This window comes from Paenibacillus sp. V4I5, assembly GCF_030817255.1.
Lineage (GTDB): Bacteria > Bacillota > Bacilli > Paenibacillales > NBRC-103111 > Paenibacillus_E.
The window spans coordinates 3,316,632-3,333,629 of record NZ_JAUSZB010000002.1 but is presented as its reverse complement, the minus strand read 5'-3'; the positions used below and the strand labels follow the sequence as shown (position 1 = coordinate 3,333,629).

The following is a 16,998-nucleotide window of genomic DNA, read 5'->3' as shown; positions in this document are numbered from 1 at the left end:
CTTTTTTGTTATGGATAACAATGGAATATGAATATTTTCTAAAGGTTATCAAAGAAAAAAGGATTTTGCCGAAATACGTTGAAAGTAGTCTGTCTGAACTTCAGATAATCTGTAAAAGAAAGTAGGACTTATATGATTGAGTTTAAGCATATTTCCAAAGTATATCCTAACGGAACTGTTGGTTTGAATGATATTAACTTAACTATTCATCCCGGAGAATTCGTTGTTATTGTAGGTCTATCAGGAGCGGGTAAATCCACCTTACTGCGTGCGATTAACCGTTTGCATGAGACGACTGATGGAGAAATATTAATTCATGGCAAATCCATAACAAAGGCGAACGGTGCCGAATTACGCCGCATGCGCAGAGATATCGGAATGATCTTCCAAACCTTTAACCTGGTCAAGCGTTCAACCGTGATTCGAAATGTATTATCCGGACGAGTAGGCTACCATTCCACCCTGCGCACAGTTCTTGGTTTGTTCCCCAAACACGATATCGAGCTTTCCATGAAAGCGCTGGAGAGAGTCAATATTCGGGAAAAAGCTTATTCACGCGCCGATGAATTGTCCGGCGGTCAACAACAGCGTGTATCCATCGCGAGAGCTCTGGCACAAGAAGCGAAAATCATTTTAGCAGATGAACCAGTAGCCTCCCTTGATCCACTAACGACGAGACAAGTTATGGACGACTTGAAGCGGATCAATACAGAGCTCGGCATAACGACTGTCGTTAACCTTCACTTTATTGACCTTGCACGTGAATATGCCACTCGAATTATCGGACTTCGTGCAGGTAAGGTCGTATACGACGGACCCGTTTCGGAAGCAACGGATGATGTATTCTCCGAGATTTATGGCCGTGCGATTAAGAAAGACGAGCTCTTGGGGGTGCTGGAGGAATGAGTGCAGCGACAGTCAAGAAACCTCCTCGTACGAAAATCTATCTCATTGCTCTGATCATGGTGCTTTTCCTGATTGGGAGTATTTATCAGACAGATGCGACGCTGACGAAGCTCGTTACAGGTACTCCGGAGATTCTTAAATTCATAGCCGAGATGTTTCCGCCGGATTGGCTGTTTTTCGCTGATATATGGAAGCCAATGGCACAAACGCTGCAGATGTCCATTATTGGTACAGCAATTGGAGCCATGTTCGCTTTCCCGATGGCACTATTAGCAGCTCGTAATGTTACAACGGCGCCATGGTTGTTCTATCCAGCTAGACTTATCATGAATTTGTTCCGTACAATTCCAGATCTGCTCTACGCAGCACTATTTGCTGTATTGGTAGGCTTTGGCCCAACGGCTGGTACACTTGCACTAATTTTCTTCACCTTTGGTATTATATCTAAGCTTTCTTATGAATCAACGGAAGCTATTGACCCCGGACCACTTGAAGCGATGACAGCTGTTGGCGCTAACAAACTCAAACTCATTCGATTCGGCGTCATTCCTCAGGTTGCGCCTACGTACTTGGCTCATTTATTGTACACATTCGAGGTTAGTATTCGGGCCTCAGCCATTCTCGGATTGGTTGGAGCCGGTGGAATTGGTTTGCTGCTCAAAAATACGCTAGATCTGTTCCGTTACGATCAGTCCTGTGCCATTGTTATCTATACCTTATTAGTTGTTGTTCTTATTGATTTGGTCAGTACACGATTCCGTTCCTATTTGCTAAAAGGCAGCGCGAAACCGATGTCAGCTTCGCGTTCAACTACGTATAAGATAATCGGCGGGGTTGCCGTTGCTGCCTTGTTCATATGGGCATTAACTGGCCTTGAGTTGACGGGCTTCCAACCAACGACTTGGATTCTCACGAAATCCATGTTATCCGGTTTACTGCATCCTGACTGGGCATATGTTTATATTCCAGAAGGTGAAGATTTACTTCGATCCTTGCTTGAAACCCTATCCATTTCCTACTTAGGAAACTTTGTATCAGCTATTGTCTGTCTCCCGTTTGCCTTCTGGGCAGCAGCTAATATGAGTCGATTTCGTGCCGTTTCAAGTACAGGAAAATTGTTCTTGAGTGTCGTACGAACAATACCGGAGATTATTATGGCTTTGATCTTTATTAAAGCAGTAGGTCCTAATGCCTTTGCTGGGGTTATGGCTTTAGGACTTCATTCTGTAGGGATGCTCGGCAAACTTTATGCAGAAGCCATTGAGAATATGGATATGGGACCTACGGAAGCCATGACGGCTGTGGGTGCAAACATCTGGCAGCGGATGGCATTTGCCGTGGTGCCTCAGGTCATTCCCGATTTCATTTCGTATACCTTATATCGTTTTGAGATTAATGTCCGTTCAGCGACATTGCTAGGTGTTATTGGTGCAGGCGGTATCGGTACGCCACTCATCTTCGCGCTCAACGCGAGGCAGTGGCCGCGAGTAGGTATCATCCTCATTGGGATTATTGTCACCGTCTCTGTCATTGACTACATCTCAGGGACACTCCGCAAACGCATTGTATGAGGCAGGGGAAAGTATTTACAAGTGAAATATAGTTGAAAATAAGCCTCCAACTCCAGCTATCATAGTGGGGTTGGAGGCTTATGCGTTTTTATCTAAGCATTAGCTGTAATGCCTTCCTTGGGCTACCAAGCGAAGTGACCTATTTTCACGGTGGGTCTTTGATTGGGTTAATGAATCCAAGACGGGTTCTAACACCTCAATTTGTTCGATCAGCTCTATAGGAATCAAGACGTTATTCAATTTCAAAAGTCGAAAAGTAGGATAGTAATTCGTAATGACACCCCTTATCTCGTCTTTACCGCATCGGATAGAGACTTCTTTTTTGTAACTAATAAGCATTTCGAACATCCAATTTTTCACCTCACTATGATATATGACAGGTCCAGGTAAACGTTTGTCATGCAAAAGTAAAAAAACATTTACGTGGAAGTGCCACATTCATAGTATGCAAGGGAGGTTCGGAGTAGAATGCAAAAAAATACCTCTACATGATTCGAAAAGATCATGTAGAGGTATTTTCAATTTACAGGGAACTAAGCTTATTTCAAGCCCATTTCTTTATTAACGCTGCGAACGATGTCGAATTTGGAATCTTCAGAAGCTACATAGCCTTTGTGTGAGTAAACATCGAAAATGACTTTTTGACCTTCTGGGTCGTTACCGATCGCGATAAACGCGTCCGCGATTTTCTTTTTCCATGCAGCATCCATATCCGAACGAACAGCGATGGTATCATTAGGAATTTTATCAGAGAAGCTAAGAACGCGAGTTTGTTTGAATACATCTGGGTAATCTTTAATCATATTCGTACGAATGTCTTGGAATACGCCTACAGCGTCAACTTGCCCGTTAAGAAGAGCGATAACCGCTTTATCATGGCCTTGGAATTGAACGCCAGTTACATCTTTAACTGGATCTACGCCAGCTTTTTTCAGTACGAATCCTGGGTAAACGTAACCAGCTGCGGATGTAACACCTTGCCAGCCCATTTTCTTGCCTTTCAGATCAGCAACAGTCTTGATTGGGGAATCTGCTTTAACGAGAATCTCTGATTTATAGAAATCAACAAGATCTTTGGTAGGTTGGCCTGTTGTATCGTCAACACCTAGACGTGTTGCTTGTACAAGAAAGGTCTGCAGCTTTACGATTGTCATGAGCAACAACATAGTTACTTGGAGGCAAGAAGCCAACATCAACTTGTTTGGATGCCATTGCTTCGATAACAACGTTATAATCTGTTGATACGGAAACCTTAACAGGGATGCCTAGTTTGTCTCCTAATAGTTTTTCAAGAGGCTTTGCTTTTGCTTCAAGCGTCTCTGCATTTTGGGAAGGAACGAACTGTACTTTAAGCTCTTTAGGTACGAAGCCTGCAGCTGCAGCCGGAGTAGCAGAAGCTTTAGCAGTTGCGGAGGCAGCAGGAGCTGTTTCCTCTTTTTTTGCACAACCTGCAAGAACACCTGCAGCAACGATCATGGACAAGCTAATGATAGTTAATTTTTTTTTCATCTCTTTTTTGACCTCCGTTTAATATATAATTTACATATGTTGTACTATAACATTATCATAAGATATATGGAAGATAGTGTGAAGTTTTTGTTAATCTGACAGTCGTTATGTACAGTGTTACAAAATAATATTTTTGGAGTGGGGAAATTGACTCAACTTAGTAAACTGCAGAAAAGTAGAGTAACTATACTAGAAACGAGTGACCTGCATGGAAATATGCTGCCTATTCACTATGCAAACAATCAACCGAACGATGTGGGTTTATCCAAGGTGGCTGCACTTATAGCTGCAGAACGAAAGAAAGAAGCCCATGTTATTGTGATCGATAATGGGGACCTGATTCAAGGAACGCCGCTTGCTTATCATCATGCTAGATTAGATAACGAGACAATGGACCCGATGGTCCTTGGTCTGAACTATGTGGGTTATGATGCGGCTGTTATTGGCAATCATGAATTTAACTATGGACTTCGTGTTCTGCGTAAAGCGGTTAAGGAATCAAAGTTTCCTTGGTTATGTGCCAACATTGTGGATACGGAAAGCGGAGAACCGTTCCTAGGAAAACCATATTTGATTAAAGAGTTATCGGACGGCGTTCGCATAGGAATTCTAGGATTGACAACTCCCTATATTCCGAATTGGGAAAATCCCGATCATATCAAGGGTCTGCGGTTCGAAGATGCTTTAGAGTCGGCTAAAAAATGGGTAAAGGTACTTAAAGAGCATGAACAAGTGGATGCCGTTGTAGTCTCCTACCATGGCGGTTTTGAAAGACATCTAACGACAGGTGAGCCTACGGAGCCTCTAACGGGAGAGAACCAGGGCTATCAACTATGCATGGAAGTAGAAGGGATAGATGTTCTGCTTACAGGGCATCAACACCGAAGCATTGCGGGAGTAGAAATCAATGGTGTCGTCATTGTTCAACCAGGAACTGCCGGTGTAACACTTGGTAAAGTAGAATTAGAGCTCTCGATGGTAGATGGCAAATGGCTCATCGATGCCAAGAAATCGGAGCTGGTTTCTGTGGCTAATATGGAAGCGGACAAGAAATTGATAGAGCTTGTCAGCGCATATGAAGCGAAGACACAGGAGTGGCTTGACCAACCAATTGGTAAGCTGTCCGGAGATATGCTCGTCAAAGATCCCATGCAAATTCGCTTGAAGGACAATGCGCTAATCGAGTTCATCAATTGTGTTCAGATGGAGCTCTCGGGAGCAGCCATTTCAAATACAGCACTGTTTGATAATGTATCACCTGGGTTTCCAGCCGACATAACAATGAGGGACATCGTGTCAAACTACATTTACCCGAATACTTTGAAAGTGATACGCATTTCCGGACAAGACATCAAGGATGCGTTAGAGCAATCAGCAGAATACTTTGAATTAACAGTAGCTGGTGAAGTTCAAGTGAGCAGCAAGTTTAGAGACCCGAAGCCGTCGCATTATAACTATGATATGTGGGAAGGGATTACCTATAAATTGAACATATCCCGCCCCATTGGCATGCGTGTCGTACAACTGGAATATGAAGGGAAACCGCTGGATCTCGAAGCCTTATATGATGTGGTTATGAATAATTACCGGGCTGCAGGCGGTGGCAATTATGCGATGTTCCAAGATAAACCGGTGATCAAGGATATCCCTACTGATGTGGCTGAACTATTGGCAGGTTACATCATGGAGCGCGGTACCATTGAAGCTAGTGTGAACGAAAATTGGGAAGTCATCTGGGACTAGGTTGTGGTTATAAATAAAGCCGCACATAAGAGAGAGTGTAGTTGTGTACGGCTTTTTTGATGAATGGCGTTAGGATTCGCGAATGTATTCCCGGTCCCCTGATCTAGGATTGTAATACACCCGATAAGTGAATCCATCCTTGGGATCAATGAATACTTCTGACGTTGAGACAAAGCCGTTTGAAGGCTTGCTAGGGTTCGTTGAACCGTTGTTTTTATAGCGTTTGTCATAAATGAGATAGCCCAGAAGAAGGAGAATGATAAAGCCGACGATCCATGTTCCATAAATAAGTAAAATCGGACCGAGTCCACTCATAGCCTTCGTGTCCGGACGGCAGTGCCATAAGCGACGATTTCACTCATATTTTGTCCGATGTCACCGCTATCGAAACGCATCATTACGATGGCATCAGCGCCCATAGCTGCGGCATTTTTGACTAATCGGTCCATGGCTTGCTTTCGTCCGTCTTCTACCATCTGGGTATACTGCGTGACTTCCCCACCGACAAGTCCCTTTAAAGAGGCAAGAATATCGCCGCCGATCCCTCTGGCTCGCACAACGACCCCAAAAGTACTGCCCAACACTTCCGTGACTTCATAGCCTGCGATGTTTTCTGTTGTAGCTACTATCATGAAGAACATCTCCTTTATTTGTAAAATAGACTCTTGCTACTTGATTAAGATTCGATATTATTAACTTAGTACGAAAATGAAAATAGGGGGTTTCACATTGAGTATGATAAAAACGATTGAATTATGGCCCGGAGCATCCAAGGATAGTATAGGTGACGATAACCAAGGATGCCCGAGTTTGACTTTATACCCTGTGTCTAAGGAAGGCTTGAGCTCTGCAGTTATAGTATGTCCCGGAGGAGGCTACGGTAGGCGTGCTGCTCATGAGGGAGAGCCCCTTGCGAAATGGTTAAACGGACTTGGGATCACAGCACTTGTTTTGAATTACCGCGTAGCTCCTTACGAACACCCGGTTCCACTCCAAGATGCACAGCGGGCAATTCGAACAGTAAGGCATCATGCTGAAGAATGGCAAATCGATTCGAACCGCATTGGTATTCTCGGCTTCTCGGCCGGTGGACATTTAGCTTCTACAGCCGGTACACATTACGATGCAGGGGATCAGGAATCCGTCGATCCGATCGAAAGACAAAGCTGTCGTCCCGATGTGATGGTGCTGTGTTACCCCGTTATTACCTTCTCCAGTGAGTATGGACATGAAGGTTCAAAGCTTAATTTACTAGGAAAAACACCGGATGAGAAGTTAGTCAAGCTGCTATCCAACGAGCAACAAGTAACAGCGCATACCCCACCGACTTTTCTGTGGCATACTGCTGATGATGCGGCCGTACCCGTAGAGAACAGTTTGCTTTTTGCAGGAGCGCTTAGCCGTCATAAAGTACCTTTTGACCTGCACGTGTTTGAGAGCGGACGTCATGGTATTGGAATAGCTGTTGATCATCAGGAAGCTTACATTTGGCCTGAACTATGTGCAAATTGGCTCAAAAAGCAACATTTTGCATGACCAAACTATTTTACGAATGCCATATGCTTGGAGATTCGGCTATTGTGATTAGGCTTGGTTCAGATATTGATTTATCGATTCTGAATCGAGTACGTCAATTAACAGCTTACCTAGTGAATAATCGTTTTGAAGGTTTTATCGAAATGGTAACGGCATATACAACAATCACGATATATTATGACAGCTTCCAGGTTTACAGCCACTATTCAGAAGAGGGAACCACCCGAAAAAATGGGCGTGCCAGCTGGACGAATACGTTACTCCCCTATGACATTGTCTTATTACATATACAAAGTCTCTTGGATAATTTTGAGCATACAAATGAGGTTCATATGAATGAGCTTGGGAGAACTATTGATATCCCTGTTTGTTACGGTGAGGATTATGGACCGGATCTTGCGGATGTCGCGGCCTATCATCGTGTTAGCAAGGAAGAGATCGTGCACCTGCACACCTCACAGATCTTTCCAGTATATATGATTGGCTTTGCACCTGGATTTCCTTATTTGGGTGGATTGAACGACCAGCTAGCTACACCAAGGAAACCGGTACCTCGGACGAGGATACCTGTCGGCTCGGTAGGCATTGGCGGCGCTCAAACAGGCATCTACCCCTTTGAAACGCCGGGCGGCTGGAATTTGATTGGTCGTACCCCGTTGGCTTTATTTCGTCCAGAGTCTGATCATCCATCACTACTGAAGGTAGGAGATCAAGTAAGATTTGTATCCATCACGGCAGAGCAGTTTCAATATGAAAAGGAGAGGAACATGGGAAATGGGCTTTGAGGTCATCAAGCCAGGATTATTATCAACCTTGCAGGATGAGGGGCGGTACGGACAACGGAAGTATGGCGTCATTACATCTGGCCCCATGGACCTCTTTGCACATCGAGCAGCCAATATACTCGTTGGGAATGATAGAGGCGCAGCTGTTCTAGAGATCACACTGCTAGGACCAAGCATGGTTGCGCAAAAGGATATGCTGCTATCTCTATGTGGAGCTGATATGGAAGCAGATAGGGATGGTATTCGGGTTCCATTGTGGCGACCATTTATGATCCGTAAAGGAGACCAGTTAAACGTTCATTATGCAGTTAAGGGGTGCAGAGCCTACTTAGCCGTGTATGGTGGTTTCGAGGTGAAACCTGTGATGGGCAGCAGAAGCACCTATTTACGTGCAGGAATAGGCGGCCATCAGGGGAGGGCATTACAAGCTGGAGATGATTTGCCGGTAAGACAAGAGGTGATAGGCGATTATCTTCACCATATAGGGTCAGTGAGTGCCTTTATTCGTCCGGGCTATGAAGAAAATCCTGTTGTAAGAGTCGTAAAAGGGAAGGAAGCTGCTCTTTTCACAGACGCAAGCATACGCAGCTTAATGTCTCAAAGCTATATTGTTACCGCGCAATCAGATCGTATGGGTTATCGCTTGGAAGGGATGAGGCTTGAACTCTCTGATGGCGTACCGAGTGAGATGATCTCAGAAGCTGTCGTCCAAGGGACGATTCAAGTACCCCCAAGTGGACAGCCCATCTTGCTGATGGCGGACTGCCAAACAACCGGAGGCTACCCGCGCATCGCGCATGTCATCACGGCCGATCTTCCTTTAGTAGCTCAGGTGAAACCAGGCGGAAAGCTTCGTTTCCGAGAGGTCAGCTACCGTGAAGCCCAGGAGCAGATCTTGCTGCAGGCGATGGATTTGCGGCTGCTTGAGGCTGGGGTTCGGGCTTGGGTGCGGGATCGTGGGTGAGAATTGAGGGCTGAAGGGCTGAGAGCTGGAGAGCTGAGGACTGAGGACTGAGGGCTGGAGAGTTGGAGAGCTGAAGGACTGAAGGGCTGAAGGACTGAGAGCTGAAGAGATGGAGAGCTGAAGGACTGAAGAGCTGAAGAGCTGAGGGCTGAAGAGATGGAGAGCTCAGAGCTGAGGGCTGAGGGCTGGAAAGCTGGAGAGCTGAAGAGCTGAGAGCTGAGAGCTGAAGGGCTGAGAGCTGAGAGCTGAAGGGCTGAAGAGCTGGAGAGCTGAGGGCTGAAGGACTGAAGAGCTGAGAACTGAGAACTGAAAAACTGAGAGCTGAAGGGCTGGAAAATAGAAGGACTGGGAGTGAGAATTCTGCGTATTGACTTGAATTGTGATATGGGTGAAGGCTTCGGCGCTTATCGCCTTGGGCGGGATGAGGAGCTGCTTGACTTCGTCAGCTCCGCCAACATCGCCTGCGGGTTCCACGCAGGCGATCCCGCAACCATGCGCAGCACTGTGCAGCGGTGCTTGCGCAAGGGCGTTGCGATCGGGGCCCATCCGGGCCTACCCGATCTACAGGGCTTCGGCCGGCGCGAGATCGTGATCACGCCGGCGGAGGCATACGAGCTGACGTTGTATCAGCTCGGTGCGCTGCAGGCGTTCGTCCACGCCGAAGGCGGACGCCTGCAGCACGTCAAGCCGCATGGCGCGCTCTATCACATGGCTGCGAAGCGCCATGATCTCGCCGCAGCCATTGCGGCTGCGACCGCCAGCGTCAGCGCGGAGCTGACGCTGTTCGGCCCGCCCGGCAGCGAGCTGCTGCGGGCGGGTGCCGCCGCGGGGCTGCGGACCGCGAGCGAAGCCTTCGCGGACCGCAGCTACCAGCGGGACGGCACGCTAACGCCCCGCGATCAGCCGGGGGCGCTGCTCTTCAGCGCCGCCGACGCTGCGGCGCAGGTCGTAAGGCTCGTCCGCGAAGGGAAGGTCCTCTCCCAGGAGGGAGAGGATCTGAGCATGCGCGCGGACACGATCTGCATCCACGGCGATGGTGCACACGCCGTGGAGTTCGCGCGGGACATCCGCGCGCTGCTAAACAGCAGCGGCATCGCAGTGATGGCGCTCGGGCATTAGTCAGCTTATTTCCCCACACCGCAACAGGAACTCTAGTCGTCCGAAGATATTCAGAATACGGGAGACCTGTAGGATAAACAATGGAATTCCTCCTGTTAATTTCACTAGGATACCGATGAAAATGCATTAACGGGAAAACCTCCAGCTATATTCAGTGTTAATGCGTCATCTGGATAATCAACCACCTTCACTTCGACTGATACACCGCGGATCCCAGGTTACGATCAGACATCCAATCATTGCCACCTAGGAAAGAATCTTTATAACTATTCTTTCACTTGAGAACAAGCTGGAAATATGAGTAAATATAGAGGTAGCCGGCCGGCTAATTACTTCGGAAAGGAGTGATCAAAGTGATTACAACAACAACAGAGGTGGTCTCTGCGTAAGCAGAGTCCATCGTTCCAAACGGGGGTCGCTAGGCCCCCGCATATTTTTCCTGAATGAGTAGACAGCGAGATGCTTTTTACATATAATGAGAATGTGAACACATAGTGAACACCATTAATTAGGAGAGAATTTGCTCTCCACCCAATTCCAAAAAATTAAACTATCTGGTGAAAGGAGTGCTTTTTAATGAACACAATGACAGTAGCGATGAATGTTGCGGCCGCCGCAGAGGTACTCGTCTCCTAACTGAATATCATTCGTGGAATAACCGTTCACCTGAAGTGTATAATTGCATATACAACCGACAGGCACGATTATGATCGTGTTTTTTTTATTCCATTTTTCGAGAATGGTAGGAGGTTATGGGGCGATGAAGATACTCTCTGCAAATCAGACAAAGTTTAACTTTGCTCGACAATTTGAGGAGGTTTTCATCCATGAGTTACAAGAACGGGAAAGACGTTCTTCCCCCTAACCTATTAAAACAATTACAAGAATATATCCAAGGTGAAATTGTATATATCCCTAAGAAAGAGCAGAAGCGCGCTGGATGGGGAGAAAATAACGGAACACGTATTATCATCGAGCGTAGAAATCGAGAAATTTTCCGGTTGTACCAAACTGGTTCCACCGTAATGGAACTAATCAAAGTCTTTCATTTATCGGAAGACAGCATCCGCAAAATTATCGTGAAAACACGCGAATTAACAGCTAATCAGGCATAGAAGCAGCATCCCTAGAGGTGCTGCTTTTTTTTCGTTAAGCCTGCCTAGTATAGATTGCTGTCAAATTGAAGGAAATGCCCTTTATTTTCTTGAAATTAAAAAGTAAGAAAACGTTAGCAAGCGCCCGATCGCTTTTTGGAGGTGGAGCAAGACAAATGCAAGATGAGCTGGATATCCGCAGTTTTATCGGCACACATGATGCTGATTTTTATGATGATGGATTTCACCGTCATTCGGCCGTTGAAGTCAGTATCGTGCTAGAAGGACGGTGCTTGTTCGAGTGGTCGAGGCGAAGCTGGATGGAAGCAGGGCATATCGTCATTATCCCTTCAGACATGTCACACAGATTTGAAGCTGTTACGAATGTGAGATTTGGGGTTATTTTGCTGCAGGGCGTAACGTCACGTACGATGGAGCTGATCGCGAAGCTCGGAGGCAGCGGATTTACTGGCGACGGAGGCGGTGCAGATAGATCGCCTTTATTCCTTGCTTTATCCCGACTGGACAAAGAACGATTCGAGCGATTGTTTCGGGAGTGGTTGCGGATGAAAGCATCGTTCTTAAAGGAGAAGCAAGCTAATTATTCGGCATGGATGGAAGTGCTGCTGCTTTTTTTGCTTGAACACTCGCAGCAGGATTTGCAGGGAATGACGGTGACGAAAGCGGCTGACTATATGCGTGAAAATGTGCAGGAATCTGTTCACATTTCTGATTTGGCAGAGATGGCCGGTTTTACGGAGCCCGCCTTTCGCCGTGTCTTTGAACAAATGTATGGCGTTAGCCCAAAGCAATATCAGCAGCAGTGCCGTTTGCAGGAGGCAAAATGGCTGCTTAGCTCTACAGAGAAGGATATGCGTGAAATCGCCGAGCAGGTAGGCTTTTTCAGGTTGCATTCTTTTTCACAGTGGTTTAAGGAACAAGAGGGTCTCCCACCTACGGCTTGGCGGAAAAGTCAACGGTTGCAGCACGGTTCGATGTTGGACTAGCCTTCGTTTTGCGTAAATTGCGGTTCGGTTTCCCTAAATACAAGAGCTTTCTGATTCGATATGCTAGTGGAGTAAACGTAAACACATAGGGAGGCCACGACGGATGGAAAAAGTAAGAATCGGATTTATTGGTGTAGGCGGCATGGCAGAGTACCATATGAAAACATTGCAGCAAATCGATGACGCAGTGATTACGGCCGTATGCGACATGAACGCGGATCGGGCGAGGGAGATCGCTGAAACTTTCGGCGCAAACACGTACGAAACTGTGATAGAAATGATGGACGCGGGGGTAATCGATGCGCTTTATATATGCACGCCACCTTTTGCTAGGGAAGGGATTGAAGAAGCGGCTGCAGCACGGGGCATACATCTGTTATCAGAGAAACCAATCGGCTTACATATGGAGGAGGTACGTCGTAAAGAACAGATTATTCGAGAATCGGGTATCATCCATTCGTCAGGCTATTGCCTGCGTTATCTGGATACTGTGCAGAAGGCAAAGCAGTATTTGGCTGATAAGCAAGTAGATATGGTGCTCGCGTACCGAATTGGCGGCATGCCGGAGGTAAGTTGGTGGAGGCTTATGGAACGTTCGGGCGGTCAACTTGTAGAGCAATCGACACATCAAGTGGACTTGATTCGTTATTTGGCCGGTGAGTTTGACTACGTCCAAGCGAATTATGAGCAGAGACACATCCATCGGATCCATCCAGAGGCAACTGTGTATGATGTGGGCATCGTATCTTTCGGGCTGCGCAGTGGGGCGCTAGGCACGATTAGCAATACAAGCTTGTCCCGTAAAATTGGACGCGGGGATGTGGAGTTTTTCGGGCATGACTTCTACGTGTCAATTAGCGGTATGACGGTTCGGATTGTGGATGATACGCAAGACGTGACTTTGACGTCGGAGATGGATTTTTACCTCGAGCAAAATCGGGCGTTTGTCGCAGCAGTGAAAACAGGACGGCAGGAGCTAGTGCTCGGTGATTATAGCGAAGCGGCAGCGACGCTCGAGGTTACACTGGCGGCGAATGATTCGGCCGTTGCGAAGCAAACGATAACGATCACTTCGGCATAAGAGTACGAATGTTTCCATTTTGAAATACATGAAGGAGGTTAAGGCATGTTAAAAGGAGTAAATCAATGGTGCTTCCCTGAAGGGCTGCCGCTGCAGCAGCTATTCTCGATTAGCCGTGAGGCTGGTTATGACGCGGTTGAGCTGAATGTCAATCCATTAGGCGGTGTTGGTTTGACCATGGAGACGACTGCGACGGAGGCAGAGGAGATTGGCCGCATGGCAAAAGAGTACGGTATTCAGCTGCGAAGCTTGTCTACCTCTCTGCTGTGGCACACTCCGCTATCTTCGGCGGACGCGTCTGTACGAGAGCAGGGGCGTCGCGTTGTCGAGAAACAGCTGGAGCTAGCGGAGCTGCTAGGTATCGATACAGTGCTTGTCGTACCTGGAGCCGTCAACGAGGAGACCTCGTATGATGAGTGCTACGACCGCAGCCGTGCTGAACTCGCTTTGCTGGTGAAAGAAGCAGAACGACGTCGCGTTCGCATTGGCATCGAAAACGTGTGGAACAAATTTTTGCTTTCGCCGCTTGAAATGCGTGCTTATGTCGACGATTTTCAATCTTCTTATCTTGGCGTTTATTTTGATGTAGGCAATATTTTGCATAACGGTTATCCGCAGCAGTGGATCAAAATTCTTGGTTCACGTATATTCAAAGTGCATGTCAAGGATTACCGACCAGGTGTAGGCACCGGTCATGGTTTTGTCCCGCTGCTCTCGGGCGATGTCAATTGGACGGCAGTCCGATCGGCGCTAAAGGACATCGGGTATACCGATACAGTGACGGCTGAAGTCGGTCTGTACGCAGAAAGTCCGCTGCAGACAGTGTATGACACTTCTCGGCACTTGGATATTATTCTTGGCGGAGCTCCGCGGTAACGACAGGGAGTGAGTATATGATTTCAGTTTTCGTCTATGGGACACTTCTAGTAGGAGAGAGCAACCACTATGTTGCGGAGCCTTTTGTGCTCTCCGTTCAGCCTGGTGCGGTTCGCGGCCGTTTGTACGATGTTGGTCACTACCCCGCACTTGCTTTGCCTACCGAACATGAGGAATCGCAAGAAAATATCGTTGTCGGTGAATGGTTTGAGGTCACGGAAGCAGGACTGAAGGCCATGGACATTTTGGAAGATTATTACGGACCCGGTCATTCCAATGAGTATGAACGCGTATGGATTACTGACGTGAAAGGCTCACGAGAAGGTTGGGTATATATTTGGCAAGATGTCAGCGGCCTTAGTGAAATAACGAGCGGATCGTGGAAAGCTAAATAAGAAAGGAAGGGCCGACAGGATAGAATTCTGTTGGCTCTTTTTTGTTAACATTTTAAATTTAATCCTTATCTTTCATAGTAAAACTTGGAACATTTTAGTTCCTTGCTTCGACACTAGATGCTATAATTGGTGGTAATTCTACAGGTTGAGGAGAACGCCATGTCTGTTTATAAAATTTTACTTGCAGATGACGAAATCGCGCTACGTTTTCTGCTTACTGAAACTCTTTCTGATGAAGGTTATGCCATCTCGGAAGTTGAAGATGGTCAACAAGCGATGGAGCAATTGCAAAAGGAAACCTACGATCTTATCATACTTGACTATATGATGCCGGAGCGGACGGGTGTTGAAGTCTGTGAATGGCTGCGACATAGCGATAATGCCAATCGGGATATACCGGTTATTTTGCTGACGGCTAAGGCCTTAGAGAAGGACAAAGAAAAAGCCAAAGCAGCAGGCGTAACCACCTATATTGTTAAACCATTCAGCCCTCTTCAATTAATCGATACGGTCGGACAATTATTACAACGTTAGTTCGAACAATATAGAGATTATTTTATATATAAAAAGGGTGAATGGCTGTCATGAATAATACGAATCTAGAGGGGTTGAAGGACTCCAAGTCAGAATCGGATAGAGATGCAAGAATTCTAAGACAAGGCAGAAAGTTGTTTATTCGTGAATTTGAAAAGCAGCTTAGGGAGCTTAACTCGCTGCTTGATACGATTCGGTCAGTGCCTGCAGCCGGTGATTTAAAACAGTTTTACCGCATCGTACATACGCTTAAAGGCAGTGCGCCTATTTTTGGTTATGTCAGGATCGGTAAGCTGGCTGAGGATATGGTTCGAGCCTGGGAATGGACGCAATCCATGGATAATGACGCAGAGGGGCTGCTCTTGGCGATCAACCCGATCATAGAAAGCGCAGAACGAAGTATACATTCGCTTCGTGAAATGAATATGGAATATGATATCGGCGTGACAGAAATCAAGATGGACGAACAGCAGGATCCTAGTGGCGGCTCTTTGCTTAGATCCATGAAGAGTAGATTGCTTCTTGTAGATGACGACGAGGTGCTGCGCTCTTATTTGACACGCCGTCTTCAACTCGATGATTGTATTGTTGATGAAGCAGCAGATGTGGAGAGCGCCATGAAATTATTACGTGAACATACGTATGATTTAGTGACGCTTGATCTCATGATGCATCCTCAGTCTGGGTATGAGCTTTTTGAATTTCTCAAAGAGGATCCTACATTGAAATGGTTACCGCTTATTGTATTGTCGGGACGTAACGATTTGAATGATAAAGTCCGCTGTTTTCACTTGGGAGCCGATGATTATGTGACGAAGCCCTTTCAGTACGAGGAATTGGCCGCAAGAATCTATGGATTGCTCAAAAGAACAAAAAATTTCGAGCAGCTTGCCTTCCGCGATCCGTTAACCGGGGTGTTCAATCGCCGCTATTTCGATCTTCAGATTGGTATGGAATTACAGCGTATTGAGCGCTATCCGGCACCAATCTCGCTCGTTTTTATAGACATTGATTGCTTTAAACGTATCAATGATACTTATGGGCATCACGTCGGAGACTTGGTGCTCCAAGGCTTGGCTCATTTGCTGCAAGTGAACTTGCGTTCGACAGACCTGTTGGCACGTTTTGGCGGCGAAGAGTTCGTTATTGCCCTTCCGAATACAACAGTAGAGCAGGCAGTTGCAACCATGCAATCCATACTTAATAAAGTGCGTTTAAATGCAGTTGCGCAGTACGAGGGTCAAACCTTCTCTGTTACCTTCTCAGCAGGTGTTGCAGAGTGGCATGAGGGGATGACGGTTGCGGATTGGGTGGCCAAGGCTGACGATGCGATGTATCAAGCTAAGCAACAAGGCAAGGATAGGATTGTTAGCGCTTCGGTCGAGGAGGAAGGAACAGAGCTTCGTAAGTTGGCTGCCAGTCCGCAAATTGATAAGAAAAATCTCCTCATTGTGGATGATGATCCGATTTTACGAGCGATTCTCACTTCGCATTTAGAGCATTTACCGATTACAATTACCCATGCTGCCGATGGTGCAGTCGCGCTCGGCTTACTGCTCGCCAATTCCTATGATGCTTGTATTCTCGATGGAATGATGCCGAAGTTAGATGGATTCTCATTGTTGTCGCAGATAAAGAAGGATCCACGTCTAACCGTTCGGGACATGAAGGTACTTATGCTTTCAGGCAAGAAGAAGGAAGATGATCTAGCCAAAGGCTTTCAAATGGGAGCTGACGACTATATGACGAAGCCGTTCTCGCTCGTTGAGTTGGAAGTTCGTGTGAGACAGTTAATGAAATTAGTGTGAAAAAACAAATAAAGAACTCAAAGCTGCTTCTCCCATTTATATGGCGAGCAGCTTTTTTTTCGCTTAATCA

The 16,998-nt window shown here is 46.6% G+C and carries 17 protein-coding genes and 1 pseudogene; 14 read left to right on the top strand and 4 right to left on the bottom strand.

Going from position 1 to position 16,998, the window contains the following annotated elements; genetic code table 11:
* Positions 1-132 precede the first annotated feature (132 nt).
* Positions 133-906, top strand: coding sequence for a phosphonate ABC transporter ATP-binding protein (gene phnC / locus QFZ78_RS17100; protein WP_307549318.1), 774 nt, complete (start codon positions 133-135; stop codon positions 904-906).
* A complete protein-coding gene (phnE, locus tag QFZ78_RS38575) occupies positions 903-2,477 on the top strand; it encodes a phosphonate ABC transporter, permease protein PhnE (protein ID WP_373459992.1) in 1,575 nt (524 codons plus the stop codon). The genes phnC and phnE overlap by 4 nt, the downstream gene beginning before the upstream one ends.
* A gap of 99 nt (positions 2,478-2,576) precedes the next feature.
* Here the strand turns inward: phnE and QFZ78_RS17085 are convergent, their stop codons facing one another.
* Complete coding sequence (locus QFZ78_RS17085; protein WP_307549316.1) at positions 2,577-2,825, bottom strand: hypothetical protein; 249 nt, start codon at positions 2,823-2,825, stop codon at positions 2,577-2,579.
* A gap of 191 nt (positions 2,826-3,016) precedes the next feature.
* Positions 3,017-3,986: pseudogene (locus QFZ78_RS17080) on the bottom strand (phosphate/phosphite/phosphonate ABC transporter substrate-binding protein).
* 165 nt (positions 3,987-4,151) lie between these two features.
* Here QFZ78_RS17080 and QFZ78_RS17075 point away from each other — a divergent pair.
* On the top strand, positions 4,152-5,729 hold the full coding sequence (locus QFZ78_RS17075; protein WP_483874841.1) for a bifunctional metallophosphatase/5'-nucleotidase: 1,578 nt from the start codon (positions 4,152-4,154) through the stop codon (positions 5,727-5,729).
* 69 nt (positions 5,730-5,798) lie between these two features.
* Here QFZ78_RS17075 and QFZ78_RS17070 read toward each other — a convergent pair whose 3' ends face one another.
* Positions 5,799-6,044, bottom strand: a complete 246-nt coding sequence (locus QFZ78_RS17070; RefSeq protein ID WP_307549312.1) for an HD family phosphohydrolase — start codon at positions 6,042-6,044, stop codon at positions 5,799-5,801.
* Positions 6,041-6,361 carry a heavy metal-binding domain-containing protein gene (locus tag QFZ78_RS17065; RefSeq protein WP_029194039.1) on the bottom strand — a complete coding sequence of 107 codons (321 nt, stop codon included), beginning with the start codon at positions 6,359-6,361 and terminating at the stop codon, positions 6,041-6,043. The genes QFZ78_RS17070 and QFZ78_RS17065 overlap by 4 nt, the downstream gene beginning before the upstream one ends.
* Before the next feature lie 103 nt (positions 6,362-6,464).
* On the opposite strand from QFZ78_RS17065, the gene QFZ78_RS17060 reads away from it, so the two are divergent.
* From QFZ78_RS17060 to QFZ78_RS17010, 11 genes are all read left to right on the top strand, one after another.
* Positions 6,465-7,265, top strand: a complete 801-nt coding sequence (locus QFZ78_RS17060; protein ID WP_307555744.1) for an alpha/beta hydrolase — start codon at positions 6,465-6,467, stop codon at positions 7,263-7,265.
* Positions 7,262-8,050, top strand: a complete 789-nt coding sequence (gene pxpB, locus QFZ78_RS17055) for a 5-oxoprolinase subunit PxpB (protein ID WP_307549309.1) — start codon at positions 7,262-7,264, stop codon at positions 8,048-8,050. The genes QFZ78_RS17060 and pxpB overlap by 4 nt, the downstream gene beginning before the upstream one ends.
* Complete coding sequence (locus tag QFZ78_RS17050; RefSeq protein ID WP_307549307.1) at positions 8,040-9,014, top strand: 5-oxoprolinase subunit C family protein; 975 nt, start codon at positions 8,040-8,042, stop codon at positions 9,012-9,014. Before pxpB ends, QFZ78_RS17050 begins: the two co-directional genes overlap by 11 nt.
* A 357-nt stretch (positions 9,015-9,371) precedes the next feature.
* Positions 9,372-10,133: a LamB/YcsF family protein gene (locus QFZ78_RS17045; protein WP_307555742.1), complete on the top strand. Its 762-nt coding sequence runs from the start codon at positions 9,372-9,374 to the stop codon at positions 10,131-10,133.
* Between the two features lie 827 nt (positions 10,134-10,960).
* Positions 10,961-11,248 carry a CD3324 family protein gene (locus QFZ78_RS17040; protein WP_029194044.1) on the top strand — a complete coding sequence of 96 codons (288 nt, stop codon included), beginning with the start codon at positions 10,961-10,963 and terminating at the stop codon, positions 11,246-11,248.
* A 155-nt stretch (positions 11,249-11,403) separates the two neighbouring features.
* Complete coding sequence (locus QFZ78_RS17035) at positions 11,404-12,234, top strand: AraC family transcriptional regulator (protein ID WP_307549305.1); 831 nt, start codon at positions 11,404-11,406, stop codon at positions 12,232-12,234.
* A 103-nt stretch (positions 12,235-12,337) separates the two neighbouring features.
* Positions 12,338-13,315, top strand: coding sequence for a Gfo/Idh/MocA family protein (locus QFZ78_RS17030; RefSeq protein ID WP_307549304.1), 978 nt, complete (start codon positions 12,338-12,340; stop codon positions 13,313-13,315).
* Between the two features lie 45 nt (positions 13,316-13,360).
* Positions 13,361-14,191: a sugar phosphate isomerase/epimerase family protein gene (locus QFZ78_RS17025; protein ID WP_307549303.1), complete on the top strand. Its 831-nt coding sequence runs from the start codon at positions 13,361-13,363 to the stop codon at positions 14,189-14,191.
* A gap of 17 nt (positions 14,192-14,208) precedes the next feature.
* Positions 14,209-14,586 (top strand): gamma-glutamylcyclotransferase family protein, encoded by a 378-nt coding sequence (locus tag QFZ78_RS17020; RefSeq protein WP_307549301.1) that lies wholly within the window; start codon positions 14,209-14,211, stop codon positions 14,584-14,586.
* A gap of 159 nt (positions 14,587-14,745) precedes the next feature.
* Positions 14,746-15,120, top strand: coding sequence for a response regulator (locus QFZ78_RS17015; RefSeq protein WP_307549298.1), 375 nt, complete (start codon positions 14,746-14,748; stop codon positions 15,118-15,120).
* 50 nt (positions 15,121-15,170) lie between these two features.
* The gene (locus QFZ78_RS17010; protein ID WP_307549296.1) at positions 15,171-16,928 is read left to right on the top strand and encodes a response regulator; all 1,758 of its coding nucleotides are present in this window, start codon (positions 15,171-15,173) and stop codon (positions 16,926-16,928) included.
* Positions 16,929-16,998: the final 70 nt, after the last annotated feature.

Bases quoted from the DNA above. Each gene is read 5' to 3' on its own strand.
- phnC (WP_307549318.1), top strand. From the start codon at position 133: ATGATTGAGTTTAAGCATATTTCCAAAGTATATCCTAACGGAACTGTT.
- phnE (WP_373459992.1), top strand. From the start codon at position 903: ATGAGTGCAGCGACAGTCAAGAAACCTCCTCGTACGAAAATCTATCTC.
- QFZ78_RS17085 (WP_307549316.1), bottom strand. From the start codon at position 2,825: ATGTTCGAAATGCTTATTAGTTACAAAAAAGAAGTCTCTATCCGATGC.
- QFZ78_RS17070 (WP_307549312.1), bottom strand. From the start codon at position 6,044: ATGAGTGGACTCGGTCCGATTTTACTTATTTATGGAACATGGATCGTC.
- QFZ78_RS17065 (WP_029194039.1), bottom strand. From the start codon at position 6,361: ATGATAGTAGCTACAACAGAAAACATCGCAGGCTATGAAGTCACGGAA.
- QFZ78_RS17060 (WP_307555744.1), top strand. From the start codon at position 6,465: ATGATAAAAACGATTGAATTATGGCCCGGAGCATCCAAGGATAGTATA.
- pxpB (WP_307549309.1), top strand. From the start codon at position 7,262: ATGACCAAACTATTTTACGAATGCCATATGCTTGGAGATTCGGCTATT.
- QFZ78_RS17050 (WP_307549307.1), top strand. From the start codon at position 8,040: ATGGGCTTTGAGGTCATCAAGCCAGGATTATTATCAACCTTGCAGGAT.
- QFZ78_RS17040 (WP_029194044.1), top strand. From the start codon at position 10,961: ATGAGTTACAAGAACGGGAAAGACGTTCTTCCCCCTAACCTATTAAAA.
- QFZ78_RS17035 (WP_307549305.1), top strand. From the start codon at position 11,404: ATGCAAGATGAGCTGGATATCCGCAGTTTTATCGGCACACATGATGCT.
- QFZ78_RS17030 (WP_307549304.1), top strand. From the start codon at position 12,338: ATGGAAAAAGTAAGAATCGGATTTATTGGTGTAGGCGGCATGGCAGAG.
- QFZ78_RS17025 (WP_307549303.1), top strand. From the start codon at position 13,361: ATGTTAAAAGGAGTAAATCAATGGTGCTTCCCTGAAGGGCTGCCGCTG.
- QFZ78_RS17020 (WP_307549301.1), top strand. From the start codon at position 14,209: ATGATTTCAGTTTTCGTCTATGGGACACTTCTAGTAGGAGAGAGCAAC.
- QFZ78_RS17015 (WP_307549298.1), top strand. From the start codon at position 14,746: ATGTCTGTTTATAAAATTTTACTTGCAGATGACGAAATCGCGCTACGT.
- QFZ78_RS17010 (WP_307549296.1), top strand. From the start codon at position 15,171: ATGAATAATACGAATCTAGAGGGGTTGAAGGACTCCAAGTCAGAATCG.